Source organism: Povalibacter sp., assembly GCF_036520495.1.
In the GTDB taxonomy this organism is placed as follows: Bacteria; Pseudomonadota; Gammaproteobacteria; order Steroidobacterales; family Steroidobacteraceae; genus Steroidobacter.
The window spans coordinates 47,389-68,407 of sequence record NZ_DATDJO010000066.1 but is presented as its reverse complement, the minus strand read 5'-3'; the positions used below and the strand labels follow the sequence as shown (position 1 = coordinate 68,407).

22 protein-coding genes, 1 other RNA gene and 1 pseudogene are annotated in these 21,019 nt (G+C 59.5%); 16 read left to right on the top strand and 8 right to left on the bottom strand.

Annotated features, from left to right (window positions below; translation table 11 throughout):
* The 3 genes from VIZ63_RS22630 to hrcA all read right to left on the bottom strand — a co-directional run.
* Positions 1-832, bottom strand: an 832-nt coding sequence (locus tag VIZ63_RS22630; protein WP_331612084.1) for an Hsp70 family protein, incomplete at its 3' end; no start/stop codon positions are given.
* A gap of 192 nt (positions 833-1,024) precedes the next feature.
* Complete coding sequence (grpE, locus tag VIZ63_RS22625; RefSeq protein WP_331612083.1) at positions 1,025-1,543, bottom strand: nucleotide exchange factor GrpE; 519 nt, start codon at positions 1,541-1,543, stop codon at positions 1,025-1,027.
* 91 nt (positions 1,544-1,634) lie between these two features.
* Positions 1,635-2,693 (bottom strand): heat-inducible transcriptional repressor HrcA, encoded by a 1,059-nt coding sequence (gene hrcA / locus VIZ63_RS22620; protein ID WP_331612082.1) that lies wholly within the window; start codon positions 2,691-2,693, stop codon positions 1,635-1,637.
* Between the two features lie 189 nt (positions 2,694-2,882).
* On the opposite strand from hrcA, the gene VIZ63_RS22615 reads away from it, so the two are divergent.
* Together VIZ63_RS22615 and recN are read left to right on the top strand one after the other, a co-directional pair.
* The gene (locus tag VIZ63_RS22615) at positions 2,883-3,797 is read left to right on the top strand and encodes an NAD(+) kinase (RefSeq protein ID WP_331612081.1); all 915 of its coding nucleotides are present in this window, start codon (positions 2,883-2,885) and stop codon (positions 3,795-3,797) included.
* Positions 3,798-3,817: 20 nt separating this feature from the next.
* On the top strand, positions 3,818-5,542 hold the full coding sequence (recN, locus tag VIZ63_RS22610) for a DNA repair protein RecN (protein WP_331612080.1): 1,725 nt from the start codon (positions 3,818-3,820) through the stop codon (positions 5,540-5,542).
* Positions 5,543-5,661: 119 nt separating this feature from the next.
* Here recN and fur read toward each other — a convergent pair whose 3' ends face one another.
* On the bottom strand, positions 5,662-6,102 hold the full coding sequence (gene fur / locus VIZ63_RS22605) for a ferric iron uptake transcriptional regulator (protein ID WP_349261256.1): 441 nt from the start codon (positions 6,100-6,102) through the stop codon (positions 5,662-5,664).
* A 219-nt stretch (positions 6,103-6,321) separates the two neighbouring features.
* Here fur and VIZ63_RS22600 point away from each other — a divergent pair, with 219 nt between their 5' ends.
* Positions 6,322-6,717 carry an outer membrane protein assembly factor BamE gene (locus tag VIZ63_RS22600; RefSeq protein ID WP_331612078.1) on the top strand — a complete coding sequence of 132 codons (396 nt, stop codon included), beginning with the start codon at positions 6,322-6,324 and terminating at the stop codon, positions 6,715-6,717.
* A gap of 13 nt (positions 6,718-6,730) precedes the next feature.
* Here the strand turns inward: VIZ63_RS22600 and VIZ63_RS22595 are convergent, their stop codons facing one another.
* A complete protein-coding gene (locus VIZ63_RS22595; RefSeq protein WP_331612077.1) occupies positions 6,731-7,039 on the bottom strand; it encodes an RnfH family protein in 309 nt (102 codons plus the stop codon).
* Positions 7,026-7,463, bottom strand: a complete 438-nt coding sequence (locus VIZ63_RS22590) for a type II toxin-antitoxin system RatA family toxin (RefSeq protein ID WP_331612076.1) — start codon at positions 7,461-7,463, stop codon at positions 7,026-7,028. Before VIZ63_RS22590 ends, VIZ63_RS22595 begins: the two co-directional genes overlap by 14 nt.
* 102 nt (positions 7,464-7,565) lie before the next feature.
* Here VIZ63_RS22590 and smpB point away from each other — a divergent pair, with 102 nt between their 5' ends.
* The 6 genes and pseudogenes from smpB (at position 7,566) to ssrA (ending at position 11,021) form a co-directional block, all read left to right on the top strand.
* Positions 7,566-8,057, top strand: coding sequence for an SsrA-binding protein SmpB (smpB, locus tag VIZ63_RS22585; protein ID WP_331612075.1), 492 nt, complete (start codon positions 7,566-7,568; stop codon positions 8,055-8,057).
* Between the two features lie 193 nt (positions 8,058-8,250).
* The gene (locus tag VIZ63_RS22580) at positions 8,251-8,631 is read left to right on the top strand and encodes a hypothetical protein (RefSeq protein ID WP_331612074.1); all 381 of its coding nucleotides are present in this window, start codon (positions 8,251-8,253) and stop codon (positions 8,629-8,631) included.
* Positions 8,556-8,816, top strand: a pseudogene (locus tag VIZ63_RS25515) (PQQ-binding-like beta-propeller repeat protein); the annotation flags it as partial. The gene VIZ63_RS22580 and the pseudogene VIZ63_RS25515, both read left to right, overlap by 76 nt.
* Positions 8,817-8,934: 118 nt before the next feature.
* A complete protein-coding gene (locus VIZ63_RS22575; protein ID WP_331612073.1) occupies positions 8,935-9,786 on the top strand; it encodes a hypothetical protein in 852 nt (283 codons plus the stop codon).
* Positions 9,776-10,279, top strand: coding sequence for a c-type cytochrome (locus VIZ63_RS22570; protein WP_331612072.1), 504 nt, complete (start codon positions 9,776-9,778; stop codon positions 10,277-10,279). The genes VIZ63_RS22575 and VIZ63_RS22570 overlap by 11 nt, the downstream gene beginning before the upstream one ends.
* A 388-nt stretch (positions 10,280-10,667) precedes the next feature.
* Positions 10,668-11,021: a transfer-messenger RNA gene (ssrA, locus tag VIZ63_RS22565) on the top strand.
* 561 nt (positions 11,022-11,582) lie between these two features.
* Here the strand turns inward: ssrA and lexA are convergent.
* A complete protein-coding gene (gene lexA / locus VIZ63_RS22560) occupies positions 11,583-12,209 on the bottom strand; it encodes a transcriptional repressor LexA (RefSeq protein WP_331612071.1) in 627 nt (208 codons plus the stop codon).
* A gap of 253 nt (positions 12,210-12,462) precedes the next feature.
* On the opposite strand from lexA, the gene VIZ63_RS22555 reads away from it, so the two are divergent.
* The 7 genes from VIZ63_RS22555 (at position 12,463) to VIZ63_RS22525 (ending at position 19,668) form a co-directional block, all read left to right on the top strand.
* Positions 12,463-13,059 carry a GspH/FimT family pseudopilin gene (locus VIZ63_RS22555; protein ID WP_331612070.1) on the top strand — a complete coding sequence of 199 codons (597 nt, stop codon included), beginning with the start codon at positions 12,463-12,465 and terminating at the stop codon, positions 13,057-13,059.
* A complete protein-coding gene (gene pilV / locus VIZ63_RS22550; RefSeq protein WP_331612069.1) occupies positions 13,056-13,541 on the top strand; it encodes a type IV pilus modification protein PilV in 486 nt (161 codons plus the stop codon). The genes VIZ63_RS22555 and pilV overlap by 4 nt, the downstream gene beginning before the upstream one ends.
* Entirely contained in the window at positions 13,538-14,545 is a 1,008-nt protein-coding gene (locus VIZ63_RS22545; RefSeq protein ID WP_331612068.1) for a PilW family protein, read from the top strand. The genes pilV and VIZ63_RS22545 overlap by 4 nt, the downstream gene beginning before the upstream one ends.
* Before the next feature lie 10 nt (positions 14,546-14,555).
* Entirely contained in the window at positions 14,556-15,035 is a 480-nt protein-coding gene (locus tag VIZ63_RS22540) for a pilus assembly PilX N-terminal domain-containing protein (protein ID WP_331612067.1), read from the top strand.
* Positions 15,036-15,075: 40 nt separating this feature from the next.
* The gene (locus VIZ63_RS22535; protein WP_331612066.1) at positions 15,076-18,633 is read left to right on the top strand and encodes a pilus assembly protein; all 3,558 of its coding nucleotides are present in this window, start codon (positions 15,076-15,078) and stop codon (positions 18,631-18,633) included.
* Positions 18,623-19,117 carry a type IV pilin protein gene (locus VIZ63_RS22530; RefSeq protein WP_331612065.1) on the top strand — a complete coding sequence of 165 codons (495 nt, stop codon included), beginning with the start codon at positions 18,623-18,625 and terminating at the stop codon, positions 19,115-19,117. The genes VIZ63_RS22535 and VIZ63_RS22530 overlap by 11 nt, the downstream gene beginning before the upstream one ends.
* Positions 19,118-19,356: 239 nt before the next feature.
* On the top strand, positions 19,357-19,668 hold the full coding sequence (locus VIZ63_RS22525) for an alanine-zipper protein (RefSeq protein ID WP_331612064.1): 312 nt from the start codon (positions 19,357-19,359) through the stop codon (positions 19,666-19,668).
* Positions 19,669-20,029: 361 nt separating this feature from the next.
* Here the strand turns inward: VIZ63_RS22525 and VIZ63_RS22520 are convergent, their stop codons facing one another.
* Positions 20,030-20,992 carry a L,D-transpeptidase family protein gene (locus VIZ63_RS22520; RefSeq protein WP_331612063.1) on the bottom strand — a complete coding sequence of 321 codons (963 nt, stop codon included), beginning with the start codon at positions 20,990-20,992 and terminating at the stop codon, positions 20,030-20,032.
* Positions 20,993-21,019 lie beyond the last annotated feature (27 nt).

Genomic DNA, 21,019 nt, shown 5'->3' with positions numbered 1-21,019 from the left:
CCATCACCGTCGAAAGCTCAATCTTAGCCTTCTCGGCGGTTTCCTTGAGTCGCTGCAACGCCTGCCGGTCGCTGCGCAGGTCAACGCCGCTTTCCTTCTTGAACTCATCCGCCAAGTAATGAATGACCTTGAGGTCGAAGTCTTCACCGCCCAAGAACGTGTCGCCGTTGGTCGCGAGCACTTCGAACTGACGCTCGCCGTCCACGTCGGCCACCTCGATGATGGAGATATCGAACGTGCCACCACCCAGGTCGTACACGGCAATCTTGCGATCACCGCCCTGCTTGTCCATGCCATAGGCCAGCGCCGCCGCGGTCGGCTCGTTGATGATGCGCTTGACGTTCAACCCCGCGATGCGGCCGGCGTCCTTGGTCGCCTGGCGCTGCGAGTCGTTGAAATACGCAGGGACCGTCACGACGGCTTCGGTCACGGGTTCGCCCAGGAAATCCTCGGCGGTCTTTTTCATCTTCATCAGCACGCGTGCCGAGATCTCGGGCGGCGCCATCTTCTTGCCCTGGGCTTCGACCCAGGCATCGCCGTTGTCAGCGTTGACGATCTTGTAGGGCACCATGCCCACGTCCTTCTGCACCACCTCGTCCTGGAAGCGGCGACCGATGAGGCGCTTGATGGCGAACAGCGTGTTGTGCGGATTGGTCACGGCCTGGCGCTTGGCGGACTGGCCGACCAGCACTTCGTCGTCCTTCGTAAAAGCGACGATCGACGGTGTGGTGCGGTCGCCTTCGCTGTTTTCGATCACGCGCGGCTTGCCGCCTTCCATGATCGCGACGCACGAGTTGGTCGTGCCGAGATCGATGCCGATGACTTTACCCATGTGCCTCAACTCCTGAAAAAACGTGCGAAAAATTCTATGCGGTGCAAATCAAGCAACTGGCGAACTTAATGCGGCTGGGCTCGTGGCTTTCAAGACTTTCCACAACAAATCTGCGTCGGCCATCCACCACGGAATCTATATCGCTGGAAACTTGAGATAGCACCTTTATCTGCTTGTTATTGAATTGATTTCTTACGGCTCACGCGCGACGATGACCCGCGCCGGCCGCAACAGGCGGCCATTGAGCTGATAGCCCTTCTGCACCACCTGCATGACGGCATTGGGGACGTGCTCTGCGGACGGCTGGGCCACCATGGCCTCGTGCAGTTCCGGATTGAAGACTTCGCCCTGTGGATCGATTTCCACCAGGCCTGCCTTCTCGAACGCTTTCGCCAGCAGCTTCAGGGTCGCCTCGGTGCCGGCTCGCAGCGTATCGACGTCGCCTGCAGCGTCGACCCCGAGCTCGAGGCTGTCCTTCACACCCACCAGATCGTTGGCAAAACGGTCGACAGCGTATTTATGGGCCTGCTCGACCTCGCGCACCGAGCGTTTGCGGACATTCTCCAATTCGGCCAACGCCCGCATGTAGAGATCCTTGCTCTCCAGCGCCCGGGCTTCCGCCGCTTCGAGCGCCGCCGTCAGCGCAGCCACATCGACGGGCTCCTGTTCTGCGGCCGGATTGTCGGAAGGGTGGAACTGGTCAGCAGTCATGCGTGCTCTTCTCCATATTTGTGCAAATAGGTGGCCGCGGCCAGCGGGCCGGGCGTTCAATTTGAGGAATCTGTGGCTGGACGCCGCGAATTCAAGAGCGCTGATTCAGCGCCGAACCCAGTAACTTCGCGGTGATATCGACGATGGGAATGACCCGTTCGTAGGCCATTCGTGTCGGCCCGATCACGCCCAGCACCCCGACGACTTCCTTGTCCAGCGTGTACGGAGCCGTGACGATACTGCAATCGTCGAGGATCGTGTGACCGGATTCGTGACCGATAAAGATCTGTACGCCGTCGGCCTTCAGGCTGTGGTCGAGCAGATTGAGAATGTCGCGCTGCTGCGTGAATGCATCGAAAAGCCGGCGCAGTTTCTCGACGCTCGACAGCTCGGCGAAATCCATCAGGTTGGTCTCGCCCGCCATGACGTATTCCATCTTGCCGGCGACCGGCGCATCCACGACCTGCTGCGCCAGCATGATGGCATCGAGCATGAGCTGATTGAGGGTTTCGCGGGTTTCCTTGAGCTGGGACACCAGGCGATCGCGGATGGTCGACAGCTCCCTGCCGGCCAGTTCCTGATTCAGATAGTTCGAGGCGCGGCGCAGCTCGTCGGCGCTGTAGCGGCGCTCCAGCTGCAGGATGCGGTTCTGGACTTCGCGGCCGTTTACGATCATCACGGCCAGGACGCGGTTGTCGGAGAGCGGGATGAACTCGATCTGACTCAGCGACGCATGACTTTGCCGGGGCAACGTCACTACGCCCGCCATCCGCGTGACGCTCGAGAGCATGCGCGAGGCGGCTGCAACCAGCGCTTTCGGGTTGTCGATGTGCTCACCGAGGTGCGCCTGGATCTGTACGACCCTGGCATCGTCGAGCGGCTCGTATCGCAGCAGGGTATCGACGAAGAACCGGTAGCCCTTGTCGGTAGGAATGCGACCGGCCGACGTATGCGGGGAACTCACGAAGCCGAGCGCTTCCAGATCGGACATCACGTTGCGGATCGTTGCCGCGCTCAACGTCAGCCCGACGTCGCGCGAGAGCGTGCGCGAACCCACCGGCTGGCCGTCGCGAATGTAGTTCTCGACCAGCCGCTTCAGCAGTTGCTGGGCTCGTTCGTTGAGCTGGTCCTCGCCGGTCTCTGGGCTCATCGTCAATCTTGAACAGTGTCTTCGGGTTGTGCGGAACTGCGGTCACTCAAACCCATGTGGCAGAAGGCAATTTGCCTGTGTCCTCAAGGACGCGCGGCGAAACTAGCACGGTGCCGGGCGGTGTCAAGCGACAACCTGGATCGCATCCGGCTCCACGAGCGTCATCGCCGCATGCTAAAACAGCGGCCCATGTCGCCCACCGCAGAATCGTTCAACTCCATCGCCCTGGTCGGTAACCACCAGGATTCGCGGGTCGGCGAATCCATGCTGATCCTGGCCACTCACCTGCACTCGCGCGGTCGCCGCGTCGTGCTGGCTTCCGATACGGAGCTGGACTTCGGATCATTGCCGATCGAGCGCCATCCGGAAAAAAACCTGGGCAGCAGCGTCGACCTGATCGTCGCCGTCGGCGGCGACGGCACCATGCTGAATGCGGCGCGCCTGGCTGCACCCTCAGGAGTGCCGGTACTGGGCGTGAATCGCGGCCGCCTCGGTTTTCTCGCCGACATCAGTCCCAGCGACATCCGCGAGCGGCTGGACGACGTACTGAACGGTCGCTATGTGAAAGACCACCGGGCCATGCTGCGGGCCAGCCTGGTGCGCGCCGATCAGACGATCGGCGAATGCCAGGCACTGAACGATGTCGTCGTGCAGAAATGGCAAACCGGGCGGATGCTGGACTTCGAAACCTGGATCGATGGCCGCTACGTCAACAATCACGGCGGTGACGGCCTGGTGATCGCCACGGCCACCGGCTCTACGGCCTATGCCCTGTCCTGCGGCGGTCCCATTCTGTACCCCGAACTCGACGCCGTCGTGCTCGCGCCGATTTGCCCACATACGCTGTCGGATCGGCCCATCGTCATCCGCAGCTCATCGATCGTCGAGGTGCGGCTGGTCGAACGCCCCGACGCCAATGCCCAGATCATCTGCGACGGTGTCTCGCTCGGCGAACTCATCGTCGGTGATCGGTTGCTGGTGACCCGCGCCGAGACCAACGTGACCTTGCTGCATCCACCGGATCACGACTACTACCGCATCCTGCGCTCCAAGCTGCGCTGGGGCCGCGGCGATCGCATGATGCCCGGCTCTGCAACGGACTGACTGCCAAAAAAAACACTTCCGTGCTCACTCATATACAGATTCGCGACTTCGCGATCATCGACGCGGTCGAACTTGAACTCGGCCGTGGTCTAACCGTGCTGACCGGCGAAACCGGCGCCGGCAAGTCGATCCTTGTCGACGCCCTTCTGCTGGCGGCAGGCGGCCGCGCCGGCGCAGAAGTCGTCCGCCATGGCACCGATCGCGCCGAGGTGTCGGCAACATTTGCCATCGCCACCAACCAGGCGGCGGTCGATTGGCTGAATGAGCAATCAATCGACCACGAAGGTGAATGCGTTCTGCGCCGGGTGGTGACCGCAGACGGACGCTCGCGGGCGTATGTCAATGGCCAGGCGATGTCCGTCCAGTCGCTGCGGCAATTGGGCGAAACCCTGGTCGATGTCCACGGCCAGATGGAATACCAGTCGCTGATGCGACGCGCACCGCAGCGCGAACTGCTGGATCGCAACGGCGATCATTCGCCGCTCGTCGACACCGTTAGCGCGCAGTGGCGAACGCTGGCCTCGCTACGCGAGGAACGCGACGAGGCGCTCGCGACGGCGCGCGATCGCACTACGCGCCTGGAAATGCTGCGGTTTCATCTCGGCGAGCTGGAAAGTCTCGACCTGAAGGCCGGCGAAATCGACGAACTCACTGCCGAAAGGACGCGACTGGCGCAACGCGGGCGACTGGCCGACGGAACTCGCGCGATCATGCAGCTGCTGCGCGAGGCTGACGATGCCAGCGCGGAACAGGCCGTCTCTCGGGCCCTGTCGATTGCCCGCACGCTCGCGGACGTCGATACGCAGTTCGCGCCAATAGCCAAACTCATCGACGAATCGTTGATCGCGTTGCGCGAAGGCGTCGAGTCGGTCGAACGCTACCAGTCCTTGCTCGACGCGGACCCAGGGCGCCAGGAGTGGGTGGAGCAACGGCTCGCGGCGATCGAGGGCATTGCCCGCAAACACCGCATCGAACCCGCCGAGCTGCTTGCGACGCGCGAATATTTCGCCGCCGAGATCGGCCGGCTCGAAGCACTGGATGCTTCGCTGGAAAGTATCGAGGCGAAGCTGCAGCACGCCGAGCAAGCGTTCCAAAGCGCGTGCGCCAAGCTGTCAGCCGCCCGCAACTCCGCTGCGAAGGGTCTGAGCGAGCGCGTCAGCACGCTGATGCAAAGCCTCGGAATGCCGGGTGGCAAGTTCCTGGCAGCGGTTTCGCCACTGCCACCGGGATCGGCCAGCCAGCATGGTGCCGACGACATCGAGTTCCTGGTCAGCGCCAATCCAGGCCAGCCGCCGCGTCCGCTGGCCAAGGTCGCCTCGGGCGGCGAACTGTCCCGTATCAGTCTTGCGATTCAGGTGGCAGCGGCGCAGACCGACGCCCTGCCCTGCCTGGTCTTCGATGAAGTCGATGCCGGCGTCGGCGGCGGTGTCGCGGAAATCGTCGGTCGTCAGTTGCGCACGCTCGGCTCGCGCACACAGGTTTTGTGTGTCACTCACCTGCCACAGGTCGCGAGCCAGGCGCACGCCCATGTTCGTGTCGCGAAACTCACCGATGGCAAGACGACACGGACATCGCTGCATCCGCTGACGGATGCCGAACGCACCGAGGAAATCGCTCGGATGCTCGGCGGCATCGATATCACCGCACAGGCACGCGCGCACGCGGCAGAAATGCTGCAGGCCGCGCGCGTGACGGAAGAAAAAACCAAGCCGTCACGGACGGGGTCGCGGCGTTCGCGAAACTAGCAGCCCCTGTCGATTCCTTCCCGGGTTCGACTTTCTATCGAACCCGGATTCGATGACATGTGGCTGAAGGCCAATGGGGAAGCCGGACCCACAAGCGCGGGAATCGGACTACCGCTGCGCTAGCTCATCCGCCCGCGCCCGTCGTGGGACGGACAACCCGGACGGTTGCAACGTCCGTACAGAATCATCGAGTGATCTACCAGCTGATAGCCCAGCTTGGTCGCCACTTCCTTTTGCAGAGTTTCGATAGCGGTGTCCATGAACTCTTCGACCCGGCCGCAGTCCAGACAGACGATGTGATCGTGGTGCTCGCCCTCGTTGAGTTCGAATACCGCAGTCGTGCCCTCGAAATGATGGCGGGTCACCAGACCCGCGGCTTCGAACTGGGTGAGCACCCGGTAAACCGTCGCCAGACCGATATCTTCGTGAGACTCGAGCAGATGCTTGTAAATGTCCTCCGCACTCATGTGTCGCGGCTTCGCGGTGCCGAGGATTTCGAGAATTTTGAGGCGAGGGAGCGTGACCTTGAGTCCGGCCCGGCGCAAATCATTGGTTTCCACGTTCATGCTCCTCCAGTTCCCCGAGCCGGTCGACCGGTCACCTCAGGCAGTTTCCCAGCACGTATTCAGGGGGTTACGGCGAGTTGCCGCATACTCGGGCCACTGCAGCGCTACCGCAGCCTTTTGAGTATCATGCGGCCGCATTATCACGCACTCGCCGGACTCACTCCACCCTTGAAGGGAAACTGTGTCGGCGAGCACTCACGTCGAGGTTGTCGAATGATTCGTTCTGCATCTGCCGCAACACCGCTGACCGGGGCGAAATGGCTGGTCGCTGGCCTGCTGGTCCTCGCGTTCCTGGGTGGCTGCGTGCACCGCATCGACATCCAGCAAGGCAATTTCCTCGAGACGAAGGACATCGATCGCGTGGCCGTCGGCATGACGCGCATTCAGGTCCGCGCGCTGCTCGGCACGCCGATGGTTGCCGATCCTTTCGAAACCTGGCGCTGGGACTACGTCTACTACCTCAAGAAGGGTCGCTTGCAGGAACCGCAGCACCGCCAGTTCACGGTGTACTTCGAAGAGGACAAGGTGATCCGCATCGACCGATCGGATAAGTCGCCCGAGCAGAAGGCGGAAAGCGCTGCCGCAACGCAACCCGCCTCGCAGACCTAGGCGCAGCCACGACTCACTTCCTCGCGCGACCGATGGGGTTGCGCGCTGCGGCCTGACGACGCGACTGCTTGGGATCGGCAATCAGCGGACGCAGGATCTCGACTCTGTCGCCCTCTCGCAGAGCTTCGGTTGGCGACACCACCCGACCGAAGATGGCGCACTGGAGCGGGCCCGTCGATATCGCCGGAAACTCCGCGGCCAAGCCTGACTTCGCCACCGCCTCTGCAACATTCGCACCCTGCTCCAGCACGAGTTCGACGGTCGCTTGTCGCTCCGGCAGCGCGTAGACGACCCGTACGCGAATAACGTCAGGCGACCCCATATACCGTGCGTGCGCGCGCCACGAACGCATCCACGAGCTGCGCACAGCTCTTCTCGAAAGTCTTCGACAGCATCAGCGAGAGCATCGGATTCGAGAACTCGAACTGCATGATCAGGCCGATTTTCGTCCCGCGATCGCCGATGGGATCAAAGCTCCAACGCCCTTCCAGCACCCTGAAAGGACCATCCACCAGCGTGAGTTCCATACGACGCGGCGGATCGAGGAGATTGCGGGTCGTGAACTTCTCCCGGAAACCGGAACGCTCCATCTCCAGCTGGGCCGTCACCTGGGTCGCCGTGCGTTCGATCAGCGCTGCTGCAGCGACCCATGGAACGAACTGCGGATACCGCTCGATGTCCTCCACCAGGGCGAACATCTGGGCAGGCGTGTAAGGTACTAGAGCGCTGCGTTCGACCTTGCGCATGTGATAAGAATGAGTTCGACGGAAAGCTGGCGGGATGCTACTGCCCATCGTTGCATCGTTCCATCCTTCTCACCGCCTTTCTCCGCTACAATCCGCGCCCCCATGACTGCCAAATCAGCCAAAAAGTCGGCGGCCAAGGACAATCCGCTGATTGCCGACAACCGTCGCGCTCGCTACGACTACTTCATCGAAGAATCCTACGAAGCGGGCCTCGCGCTGATGGGATGGGAGGTGAAGAGCCTGCGGGCCGGGCGTGCGCAGATCAAAGAAGCGTACGTCTTCCTCAAGGATGCCGAGGCCTTCCTGTTCGGCGCGCACATTTCCGCGTTGCCGACGGCATCGACCCATGTCATTCCCGACCCGATCCGCACCCGCAAGCTGCTGCTCAATCGCGCCGAACTGAGTCGGCTGGTCGGGGCGGTCGAACGGCGCGGCTACACGCTGATTCCGCTGGAACTGTATTGGAAGAACGGCCGGGCCAAACTGAAGCTGGGATTGGCGAAGGGCAAGAAGGAACACGACAAGCGCGACACCTCCAAGGACCGCGAGTGGCAGCGCGAAAAATCGCGCGTCATGAAGCACTCCCGACGCTGATCAGTCGCCGCGGGGCGCAGCCCGGCGGTATTGTCAGCCGCACTATAAGAACGGGGACGGGCCGCAAGGGGCCGGCGCAAAAGGGATTCCGTGTTCGCACGATGGATCGCGATCGCAACGACGGCCGTTGTCGCCTGCCGCCTGCCAACCCCAATCACCGCCACCTGACCAACGATCTGCAGCACCCGCCGCCGTGGATGCCGCGCGTATTGCTGCAGCGGACTCCGAGCCCGGCAACTGGCTGAGTCATGGGCGCACCTACTCGGAGCAGCGGTTCTCGCCACTCGCCAGCATCGACAAGTCGAACATCAAGACCCTTGGCCTCGCCTGGTCACTGGACCTCGACACGCATCGCGGACAAGAAGCAACGCCGCTGGTGATCGACGGCGTCATGTATTCCACCAGCGCGTGGAGCAGGGTCCAGGCCATCGACGCGAGTAGCGGCGAACTACTCTGGCAATACGACCCTCGGGTACCGGGAGAAACAGGCGCCAAAGCATGCTGCGATACCGTCAATCGTGGTGTCGCGGCTTATCGCGGCAAGCTGTCCTCGGCACGCTCGACGGCCGGTTGATTGCCATCGACGCCGCAACCGGCAGGGAAGCGTGGTCCGTCGTGACGGTCGATCAATCGAAGCCGTACACGATTACCGGCGCACCTCGCGTCATCAAGGACAAGGTCATCATCGGCAATGGCGGCGCGGAGGTCGGTGTGCGCGGTTACGTCGCCGCCTACGACACCGCCACGGGCAAGCAGGTCTGGCGCTTCTATACCGTTCCAGGCGATCCGTCCCTCCCCTTCGAATCCAGGGAATTGCAGCAGGCCGCCGGCACCTGGAAAGGCGAATTCAGGTGGCGGCGGTACCGTGTGGGACTCGATGGCCTACGACCCCGATCTCGATCTGTTGTACATCGGCACCGGCAACGGTTCGCCGTGGAATCAGAAAATTCGCAGCCCGGGCGGCGGCGACAATCTCTTCCTGAGTTCCATCGTCGCACTCAAGCCGGATAGCGGCTCGTATGTGTGGCGCTACCAGACGACGCCCGGTGAAACCTGGGACTACACCGCGACTCAATACATGGTTCTCGCGGATCTGATGATCGAAGGTCACACACGCAAAGTGTTGCTGCAGGCGCCGAAGAATGGCTTCTTCTATGTCCTCGACCGCACCAACGGCAAACTGCTTTCTGCACAGCCCTTCGCAACGATCAACTGGGCCAGCGGCGTCGATCTCGCGACCGGCCGACCGATCGAGAATCCCGAAGCGCGCTACCAGAATCCTGCACAACCGTTTCTGGCGATGTCCGGCCCTCTGGGCGCACACAACTGGCACCCGATGTCGTTCAGTCCGCGAACTGGACTCGTCTACATTCCAGCGCAGGAACCGGGCTATGCCTATCTCGACGCAACGAACTACCAGCCGCGCGCGCTCGGCTTCAATGTCGGAATCGACATGACCATTTCGACCCTGCCGCAGGATGCTGCGAGGAAAGCAGCGCTACTGGCCGGCGTGCGTGGCTACCTGCAGGCCCGCGATCCGATCACGCAACAGGTTGCCTGGTCGATACCGCATGAAAGCTCATGGAATGGCAGCGTGCTGTCGACGGCAGGCGATCTCGTCTTCCAGGGTATGCGATGGGCGAACTCGTCGCTTACGACGCCGCAGCGGCGCGAAGCTCTGGAGCTTTCATGCGCAGACGGGCGTTGTCGCGCCGCCCGTGAGTTATGAAGCGAATGGCGAGCAATACATCGCAGTCGTGGCTGGCTGGGGCGGCGCAATGCCGATCACCGGAGGTGACGCCGCGCGCAAGGGCGCGATCAACGTAAACCGCAGCCGGGTCCTTGCATTCAAACTGGGTGCCCGCCGCGAGTTGCCGACAATGACAGCGGCCGCAGCTCTGACCGCAACTCCGCGACGCAGCGACGATGCTTCGAAGATTGGCGCAGGGAAGATTGCCTACCTCAACTCGTGCGCTGTCTGTCACGGCGACGCCGCAGTCGGTTCAGGAGTGATACCCGACCTGCGCCACTCCCCGATGCTTTCGAGCGCCGCAGCATGGAAGGTTGTCGTGATCGACGGGACACTGAAGGACCGCGGCATGGTTAGCTTTGCACCGGTCCTCGATGACAGCAGCGCAGAGGCGATTCGCACGTACGTCATCGAGCGCGCGAACGACGAGTCTGACGAGTCGAAGCAGACGACGGCCAGAGCAAGAAAATAGACATCGGTATCAGTGATTCGTCGCCATCTGCGTCGCGCGATTCCGCAAACGGTGAAGCGCTCGGCGTGCAAGGTGAAGCGCTCGGCGTGCAACTCGATGCATTCATGAAGTCACTATTACGACGATATCCCGTGGCTCGCCGGGCTGCCGAGTCGTCACACGTAACCAGGTGCCCTGGCTTCCGAAGCCTTTGCCGATCGCGGTTCCCCTGCAGGATCTCCGTCGCTCACGAGCGGCAAAATCCAAAAAAATGGAGAGCTCAGAGTCCCTTCGTCCGCGCAATGCTCGTCGCGAGCCACACGCACAGCTGGCATCGCCGCCCTATTCTTCACGCAGCGCCAAATCCCGCTTGTTATTGCGCCGATTGCCCCTACACTACCTGTGCTCCGGGGGCGACCGGCTTCGACGTGGGTGGCGAAACTCCAGGTGCATGCCGAGTTGTAAGTAACTCGTAAAACTGCTTACAAACTTATAGTTGCAAACGACGACAACTACGCTCTGGCGGCTTAACCCCGCCTAACCCTCGCCTGGCATGTGCTTGTGCATCCAGAATCGGGGGACGCGCTCACAAGCTCGCGAGTCCGGTGTGCTCCAGGCCGGCTTGCTAAAACGCGCTGAAGCTGGCTTCGCGTCTTCCCTGCCCTTCGGGTAGCGCGCGGCGAGATACAATGAATGGGCTAAGCATGTAGATCTTGTAGTGTAGTGCTTACGGACGCGGGTTCGATTCCCGCCGCCTCCACCAACGCTCACTCCGGCGCCGAAATCTCGGCGCCGGAGCAATTGGCATCCACCATATCGCGCCTTCCTGCTGACGCCCTGATCGACAGGCCGCCGCAGACAGCTGACGTCATGCGCGCACTGCCTCCCTGAGCGATCCCACGAATCCCATCGACAGCGAAGAAGCGACGGCTCGCAACAAGCCAACGATAGACCCAGTTGTTTTGTTCAGCTTCGCACAGGCCTCCGGAATGGCTCCTTCTCCGGAAAATCACGAAGCAATCGCTTCGACAGGCTCCACGCGAACGGATTTCAATTCGAGATAGAGTCGAATATTTCAGTGACTGCCGGACCCGCGTCGGAGCGAGGACTCTGACAAATACATCAGAGCCTCAACCTGGGTCCGACGTATCTGCCTCCCACTCGGGCCATCACTATCGCACCGTAATGCGGCGGCCATAGCGACACGCAGTCGAGGGGCGCCTCATTTTTGCACATCCCTGTCTCCGCACTGCCGCTCGCGCGGCAGTGCGGAGCGAACAGACATTCCCTTGTCTGCGTGAACCCATGGATCACCTTCCGTTGACTACTGAAACATTCCCTTCGACTTGCCCTGCCGCAACACGCCGACCACGACTCCCTCGATAGTCAGCGACTGCTCCTTCAAATCCACCCGAATCGGCTCGAAATCCACATTCTCGGGCAGCAACCAGACGATTTTGCCTTCCTGCTTGTACCGCTTGACCGTCACCTCGTTGTCGAGACGCGCAACGACGACCTGCCGACTACGCACATCCGGCGTGCGATGCACCGCCACCAGATCGCCATCGAGAATGCCAATGTCCTTCATGCTCATCCCACGTACTTTCAGCAAGTAATGTGCCCGCGGTTGAAAAATCTTGGGATCGATCTGCAAGTGCGATTCGATGTGCTCCTCCGCGAGGATGGGCCTGCCCGCTGCAACTCGACCAATCAGGGGCAGACCCATTTGCTCGCGAAGAGAGTCTTTCAGTTGGATTCCCCGCGATGCGCCGGGAATCAGATCAATCACACCTTTACGCTGCAGAGCACGCAAGTGCTCTTCCGCCGCATTCGGTGATTTGAATCCGAATGCCTGTGCAATTTCTGCGCGTGTCGGCGGCATGCCGGACTCCAACACCGATTCCTGGATCAGCTTGAGGATTTCCCGCTGGCGTGGCGTGAGGTCGGACATGCATCAGGCCTGTATGGATTGTCAGTGGCTGTGTTTATATACAGGATCCTCATCCAACGCAACACCTCAGGAAGCCAATTTCAATGAGAAGCACATCACACTTTAATTGGGACTGTGCGCGCGGACACTGGCTGCGTTTTTACAGAAGTGACTGTGGACTACCGCCTATCACGACTGGCTTGCCGCCGGTCGGCTGCCACAGCGCAACCGAATGCTGATTTTTATAGTTCGCACCATGCAAGGAACTCGAAACATGCCCACTCGACCAGTAGCTGCAGGCTTCACCATCCTGGAGCTGATGCTTACCATTACGGTTGCCGGCGTGTTGGCAGCAGTGGCGATACCCAACATGCGCGACTTCATTCGCAACAATCGGCTTACCGCAGCGGCAAACGACCTTCTTCGCTCCACCCAAGTGGCGCGCTCGGAGGCCATCAAGCGCCAACGCAACGTTGTGGTCTGTGCATCCAGCGCTCCTCGCGATACGACTCCGAGCTGCAGCTATGGCAGCTTCACTGGATGGCTCGTTTTTGAAGACGCCGACAACAGCTGGCACTTCAGCGACGGTGACTCAATCATCGAACGCCACGAAGCAATCGATACTTCCATCACGGTCATCAACGATCACGACGGCATCCTCAGCTTTGCAACGAGCGGTTTCGGCAATCCCGCTGGAGCTAAATCGCCGTCACGGAATGTCGTGATCTGCGACGAACGTGGCAACAAGGCGATTGGAGACAATTCCAGCGCCCGAGCCGTGCTGATAGAAGCCACCGGCAGAACCCGCGTAACGAAGAACTTGAAAGAAGTCGCGAACGCACTGGATTCTGTGGGGGACACCTGCCCATGACACAAATGATGGCGCAAAAGACCACCAATCGCGGCTCACGCATTGGCGGTTTCAGCATGGTCGAAGTGCTTGTTGCCCTGATCGTTCTCGGCGTTGGAATGCTGGGCATCGCCAGTCTATATGTGGTGACGCTGCGCTCCAGCGGCAGCGCGATTTCGCGAATGCAAGCGGTGAATCTGGCCAGCGACTTGGGAGACCGCATCCGCGCCAATCGCACGGCTCGCGAGGCTTATGAAGGAGCGCCAGCCACTACCGGCAGCAGCTGCGTCGGCGACTCTGCGGTTTGCAATCCAACCCAAATGGCAGCTCATGACTTATTCACCTGGCAACAGCAGATTGCAGCCGCATTACCAGGCGACGCGACAGGCACCGTCGTCATTGATAACACCACTAATCCGATTACTTACCGCATTACCGTGAGTTGGACCGAACCGGGTAACCCACCAGAACAACTCAGCTACGTAATGAGATTGCAGATATGAAGCGATCCTTTGAAATCACATCCTTCTGCTCACCGAACCAAGCAGGCGTCAGCCTTATCGAGCTGATGGTGGCGGTAACGATTGGTGCGATCCTCATATTTGGCGCGACACAGGTGTACGTCGACAGCCGTAAGACTTACGAGACCAGTGAAATTGTTGCGCGGCTTCAAGAAACCGCGCGCTATGCGATCGCAGTGATCGAGCCAGATGTCCGGATGTCCAACTACTGGGGACTGGTGAAGGGATCTGGAGTGATCGCCAACCAAGCCTCCGCGTCCGAAGCACCAGGAGGCGGGCCAGACAACTGCGGGATAAACCATGCGCGCGATCTACTGACCAATCTTGAGGGAACGAACAATTCTTACTCGCTCAGCTGCGATGCATATGGCGCTGGCGCGGTGGAATCAGCGGACACACTGACCGTGCGCCGTGCAGCGACCACCATCGCGGCGGCCACAGCGGGAACTTTGCAGATCTGCTCTACGCGGATGATGGGGCGGCTCTTCAGTGATGGCGGTCCGTGTACTGCTGCACCAGCAGGACAAGTTAACGACCTCATCGTCAATACCTACTACGTAGACCGCGATTCGGTACAGCAGGAAGACGCGCCAGCGTTACGCCGTTGGTCACTTGCTGCAGGACCGAGCTTCAGCTCTCAGGAGATCATTCCCGGCGTTGAAGACATGCAGATCCAATTTGGAATCGACACTACGGGAACAAGCGCCATTGCTTCGCGATATGTTAACCCCGGCTCACTACCGACGGGTGCCCAGATCGTAGCCGTGCGTATTTGGATATTGGTGCGCGCCGAAAACCCGGAAGTCGGTTTCATCGATGGTCGTGTTTACGAATACGGCGATCGCATCGGCGAAAAAAATGGCAATTGCAACACAGCCGATCTCAATGCAACCGACGCCGCTACTTGCGCCTATGCGCCCGCCGACAGTTTCCGCAGACTGTTGGTCTCGCGCACCATCCAGATCCGTAACGCCATAGGCACGTGAGTAACCACAAATGATCAGTCACGGTGGAACAGGACAATCGCAACGCGGTGCGGCGTTGGTTGTTGGCCTATTGCTGCTACTCGTTCTGACGCTTCTGGCGATCTCGGGAATGAACACCGCCAGTCTTGAATTGGTCATGGCCGGCAACACGCAATACGGCCAGAACGCCTTTCAGGCTGCCGAAGCGGGCATCGGTCATTCACTGCAGCACGGCGGTTTCAATCCTAGCGCCGGCATCGAAGGACCCACGACCGTGACTGTTGCCGAGCCGGATAAATACACCACCACCATCACACCGCAATTAGGTGGTGCGGCACAGCCTGCGATGTGGGGCTCGAGTTGGGATGCATTCTCGACGTATCACTTCGAGATACGCAGCGCTGGAGTGTCTGGACGAAATGCACAAGCAACAAATTTCCAAGGTGTTGCGATCATTTCACCTGCGGACTCGACAGTAACACCTACCGGATCAACGACCGCGCTGAATTGATACGCGATTGACCAAAGATATTAAGGATAGAGGAATTAAAATGCGTCGCCTCGCCAGCACAGCCTTCAATTCCGTCATGGCGCTAGTCTTCATGACCAGCACATCACGAGCGGACGACACAGAAATATTCTTCACGGAAACTAAAAGTGGTGGCGATGCCAACTTGATGTTGGTCCTGGATACCTCCGGAAGTATGGGAAATGCCGCGACCTCGACCCCGAAACCCTACGATTCAACACTGTCGTACACACTGAGCAGAGCTTCCTGCCAGTCTGGCCGCCTTTACTATCGACCGACAGATCCGCTCAACACAACGCCACCAACCACCTGCACTGGACTGTCTTTCATCACGTACGACATTGCTAGTCCGAGCACCACCCACAACAAATGCAAAGCCAGTCAATCTGCGCTGCAGTACGGGCCAGGCTACAGTGAAAGAGCAGGCTTCTATCGAGATAGATTCATTCGCTGGGGGGGCAGCAGCAGCAGCCGCAACTGGAATGCAACACTCGATGTGTCCACGAACGCTTCCAGCGTCGAGTGCCTTGCCGATGCGGGTACCGACGGCAATCTGAGCAATTCCAATCCTTATCCACGCTCGGGCCCCACAAGCGACACGGTCGGGCGCTGGGGCAGCGCGGGCCAAACATGGTGGAGCAACGCCAATATTGGCAAGGAATATATTCTGTGGAGCCCCAACTACATTGCTTATTCCAGGTCCCCTCCCGCAACGACCCAGACACGCATGGAAGTAGTAAAGGAGGCAGCAACCAGCCTGCTGAGTCAGGTCAGTAATATGAATGTGGGGATCATGCGTTACGACACCGACGGAAACGGTGGCATGGTCCTGGCACCCGCGAAACCGATCGACGCGGGAACCAATCGCGCCGATTTGATCGCACTCATCAACGGCTTCAATGAAGCAGGCAATACACCGCTCTCAGAAACGCTGTTTGAGGCTTATAGATACTTTTCCGGAGGGGCGGTTGAATACGGCGGGAACTCCAAGGTGTGCAGCGTTGCGGCTAACAATGCCAATTGCCCTACTGGGTCGAAAGTGGCGGCGCCGAGCGTACCATCGTCGCGTTTTCCAGCCACTTCGGCGAGCAGCGATTACGACAGCCCGGCGGATGCCAGCTGCCAGAACAACTACATCGTATTCCTGACAGACGGCTTACCTAACTCAGACAATCAGGCGGATACCCTGATCACGGGCCTCGGAGCGACTTGCGATGCCTCTGGCCCGTCAGGAGCCAGCCCATCCAGCGCCGGAAAATGCTTGAGCGCCATGTCAAGGTACATGTATGAGCAGGATTTGCGCGGCAACGTCGAGGGCAAACAAAACGTCAAAACTTATTTCATTGGTTTCGGCGACGAGTTTCAGGGAAACCTCAACAACTCGCTCACATATCTGAACAACGCAGCCGAGGTGGGCGGCGGCAGGGCCTATCAGGCCGGGAGTCTGTCGGAACTCGAGGGAGCGTTCAATTCGATTGTTAACGAAGTCGTCGACACCAACACGACGTTCACATCACCGACGGTTGCGGTGAACGCGTTCAACCGCACACAGACTCTCAGCGACTTATATGTATCTGTATTCCAGCCAAGCTTGAATCGTCACTGGCCGGGTAACTTGAAAAAGTACAAAGTCGACAATGGCGTCATTCAGGATGACAACGGCCAAGCGGCCGTCGACCCGAGTACAGGCTTTTTCAAACCAGGCGCACGCAGTCTGTGGTCGGGCGTTACGGACGGCTACGATGTTTCCAAAGGCGGAGCGGCGTCGCTCATTCCTGATCCGGGCTCACGAAAGATCTATACATACGTTGGCGTGGGCACCCCGTCCAGCATGGTGGATCTCACCGGCAACTCGCACGCGTTCAGAAGCGCCAACAGCGCAATCACCGACACCTGGCTAGGCATCGGCGGATCGGGCGATCCAACTCGCGATGACTTGTTCGACTGGGCACTCGGCGAGGACGTGCGCGACGTTGATCCAGTGAATGGCAACAACACGGAAACGCGACATGTGATGGGTGATCCTATCCATGCGCAGCCGGCGGTGGTCATCTATGGAGGCACCACCTCGACCCCCAGCCTGGACGATGCAGTGATCTATATTCCTACCAATGACGGATATCTGCATGCCGTGGATACCCAGGAAGGAAAGGAACTATGGTCTTTCATTCCTTATGAGGTGTTACCACAGCTGAAAGGTCTCTATCAGAATCAGAAGACAACGACCAAGCAGTATGCGTTGGACGGTGAAATCCAGGTTCTAAAGTACGACATCAACGCAGATGGCATCATCGATAGCGATGCAGGTGACAGAGTCATCCTATATTTCGGTCAGGGGCGTGGCGGCAGCACCTACTACGCACTGGATGTCACTTCCAAGACAACCCCGAAGTTCATGTGGTCAATCAATTCATCGGTCTTGCCGAACATCGGGCAGGCATGGTCGACACCAGTCGTAGCTCGCGTGAACGTCGCGGGCGTGAGCCAGAACAGCCAGAAACTGGCGCTGATCATCGGGGGTGGCTATGACTCCGGCGAGGACGGCGCGGCGTACGTTACCAGCGCGGCCTCCGGCAATCGTATTTACATAGTCGATGCCCTTAAAGGCACGCTGCTTTGGTCCGCTGGCTCTTCCGCATCGAATGCAAACCTGAAACTAGCGCGCATGGAGCACAGCATTCCCAGCCGCGTGACGGTGCTGGACACGAATCAGGATGGTTACGCTGACCGGATGTATGTCGGCGATATGGCAGCTCAGATCTGGCGTTTCGATATCACCAACGGCAACGCCCCGAACTCTCTCGTTGCCGGCGGCGTGATTGCATCGCTCGGATCCCACGACGAGAATCCGCACACCGAGGAGCATGCACGGCGGTTCTACAACGCCCCTGACGTCGCGGCGATGCAACTGCAAGGCCAGCTGCCATTCCTGAACATTGCTATTGGGTCCGGGTACCGCGGTCATCCGCTGAATGAGGTTAACCAGGATCGCTTCTACGCCCTGCGCGATCACAAACCGTTCACACCGATGACGCAGGCTCAGTACAACACTCTGCTGGACAACGAAGGTACATTCATTAAGGACGGCGACCTGCTTGACGTCACCAAGAACGTAAACCCCACCATTCCTGCAGACTCCCCTGGTTGGAAAATACTCTTGAACCAACCGGGCGATTCCTGGGTGGGCGAGAAGGTGCTGTCCGCAGCCAATACATTCGACAACAAGATATTCTTTACCACTTATCGGCCGTCGAGATCGGCAACCAATGCATGTACATCCAATTCCGCCGGCACCGGCGCCAACAGGGCATTCGTTGTAAATGCACTCGATGGATCACCCATCCAACATCAGAACGACTCCGGTACTGGCGGTGACACGGGTACCGGAGGCGACGACGACAAATTGACCCCCGAGGATCGGTATACAGATCTGAATCAGGGCGGAATCGCTCCGGAAATCTCCTTCCTCTTCCCCGAACCGAACAAGATTGTCTGTCTGTCAGGCGTGGAAGTGCTGGGAGCCTGCACCAACTTCAACAGTCGCGTAAAAACCTATTGGCGGGATTCAAATGCGAATTGATCTCCACACTTGGTGTGTCAACCAAGCTCGTCCGGCGATGGCACGCATGGGAAAAGACATGCAGCCTCGTCAAACCATGCGAGGCGTGACATTAATCGAGCTGATGATAGTTATTGTAGTTGTGGCCATCCTGGCGTCTATCGCCATTCCCAGTTATCGCAGCTATTTGATCAGGACAAATCGCACCGAAGCACGAATGGCACTGCTACGGGTCCAGGCAGCTCAAGAGAAGTTTTTTCTGCAGAATAATCGCTATGCCGATATCGACGAATGGGCAACTGCACCCCCAAATGGTCTTGGCGTTCTTATTACAACACCGAGCGGCTACTACACTCTCGGCATCGACAACTATACGACTACCACCTATACCGCCGTGGCGACTGCGACAGGCGGTCAGACGGATGACAAGGTCGTCTGCCGTACTTTAAAGATAGATCAGAACGGCACCAGGGCCCCGGCGGACAGCGCGGGCTGCTGGAAGTAGTTCAGGGCCACCTCGTTATCTGAGACCCTGTCTCTTTGTCCCGACGCCCATCGACATAAGCTTTATCGCGCTCTGTCAATCTTGTATTCTCCGCGCTCGACTCGGCCTGGCAGCTTTTACAAATAAAAGGCTTCTGAGGCGATATCTGCGGGAACAAGCCATGAGACTCGCGGATTAAGAGGCGTGAAATTTTCGCTCCGGTCCTTTTTTGTCCGACCCAGAAGAAGGGGAAAGAAATCATGAAGAACGTCATCTCCACCGCGCTCAAGGCAGGCATTGCTGCCCTCGTGCTCGTTTCGGCCAGCGGCTGCGTATCGCAGAAGTACGTCGATGAAATCAAGGCAACGGCAGACAAGGCCGTGCAGGATGCTGCTGCAGCGAAGGCTGCTGCTGATTCCGCTGCCAGCGCCGCTCAGTCCGCAAAGTCGTCGGCTGACAGCGCGCAGAGCGCCGCCAACCAGGCTCTGCAGGCCGCCCAGGCCAGCCAGGCTTGCTGTGATGCGACCAACGAGAAGATCGACCGCGCATTCAAGAAGTCCGTGTCGAAGTAATTCGGCAAGAACTTTCGGTCGATATGAAAACGCCGCGCATTGCGCGGCGTTTTCTTTTCTGCCATCTGTCGAACGTTGCGCACTTGCCTTGGGATGAAGTGGCGCCGGACCGGGGCCCGCTTCATCTGCTTTCTCAATACGAAAGAGATAATCTGCCTCTGGCCAAATTGGCCATCGACCAGTCCGCCATCAGGCCAAGAGAAGGCGGACCCCACAGCCTCAGCCATGGACTAACTCGGTGGAAAGGATAGCCTCGTACCGCAGGGTCCGCGGCCGCGATTCTAGCAGCCACACACCTGCCGCCTCTCAGGAATCGTTCATCACTATGCCGCGGAATCATCCCGCCGCATCACGCGATCGATCAGGGCGTATCGACCAACTGCGATGTCGGTGTGCCGAGCATGACGGCCTCGGGAATTCCCGTTGCCCGACTGAAAGTCTCTTCTGCTTTCGCCCAATCGATAACGCCGCCCGGGCGATCCTGAGTCGCAGTCACGAGCAACCGCGTGATCTGCGTCAGGCTACGGGCATCCTGCTCTGAACTGCCCTCCAGGGGAGCATGAACTTCCATGTAGAGCTCATCGCCAATCCAGCCCATCTTGTATGGCTGATGGATGATGCGAACGGACGTGTTCACATTCACCATCTTGAAGAACTGCTCGATGTCCTCCGGGTACATGCGGATGCAGCCGTGAGTAACCTGCATGCCAACACCTTCGGGACGATTCGTCCCGTGGATCAGATACGCCCCACCTGGTATACCCAGACGCATTGCGTAGTTGCCCAGCGGGTTGTCGGGGCCCGGCGGCACCGCTTTCGGCAACGGCCTGCCGTCAGCAGCATGCTCCTTGCGAACCGACTCGGGCGGATACCAGATCGGACGCGTGCGCTTATCCGTGATCCGGGTCAGGCCCAAGGGGGTCTTCCAGTCCATCTTGCCGACGCTGATGGGATAAGTGATGACCACCGGCACTTCATTCGCCCTGGGAGCAGGAAAGTAATAGAGGCGGTGCTCAGCCAGGCTGACCACGATCCCCTCGCGGGGCGCGTCGGGAAGGATGTAGCGGGAAGGAATGACAATCTGCGTGCCCTCCCCCGGCAACCAGGGATCCGCGCCCGGGTTCGCAGCGACAATTTCCTCGTAGCCGACGCCGTAGCGGCGCCCCAGGCTGAGAAACGTATCCTCATACTTCGCAGTCACGACCTGGATCTGCCCGAGCACAGAGCCCGTTGCAGGGATCGGATAGGTCGCCGCCAACACGGGTGACACGAGCTGCCACGAAACAAGAGCGGAAATCGACAGCAGGAAGTTGCGTAACAGCATTGGTTCACCCAGCAAGCGCGGCCCCGA